We start from the raw sequence: 469 nt of genomic DNA on the forward strand, positions 1-469 counted from the left end.
TCAGGCAAAACGGATTTCAAATTCCGAGCCATATCCGCCAAGCAGCTTGGCGATCTCGGCATCAATGGTTTCCTGCGTCCAGGTGACGAAGCGCCGCCAGTGATACTTGGCGTGTTTCCAGACGATTTCGATCAGGTTCAGCTCGGGACTGTACGGCGGCAGATAGAAGAGCACCATGTGATGGTTGAGAAACCAGCGGTCGATGGTTTCCTGATCGATGTTGTGATGAATCGATGCGTTATCGAGCACCACCACCGTCATCAGGCCGGTCGCGCCCTCCTGCGCAACCTGGTCAAGAAACTGGATGACGTCCGGGCGCTTGATGGTTGTCTTGTTGGCTTCATGCTTCAGAAGGTTGGCGCCGAAATCAAATGCCCCGAGGACCGAACGTCTGCAATGAGGTTGCGGCAAGACGCGATGCGGCTCACCGACTGGCGACCAGCCACGCTGCACCGGAGGCGAGGCAGAG

General features: G+C 57.1%; 1 protein-coding gene. It reads right to left on the reverse strand.

Annotated features, from left to right (window positions below; genetic code table 11):
- Positions 1-469 (reverse strand): transposase (locus P0D80_RS51170; RefSeq protein ID WP_408296611.1); only part of this gene is annotated, 469 nt, incomplete at its 5' end.

This window comes from Paraburkholderia sp. RL17-373-BIF-A (assembly GCF_046030175.1).
In the GTDB taxonomy this organism is placed as follows: Bacteria; Pseudomonadota; Gammaproteobacteria; order Burkholderiales; family Burkholderiaceae; genus Paraburkholderia.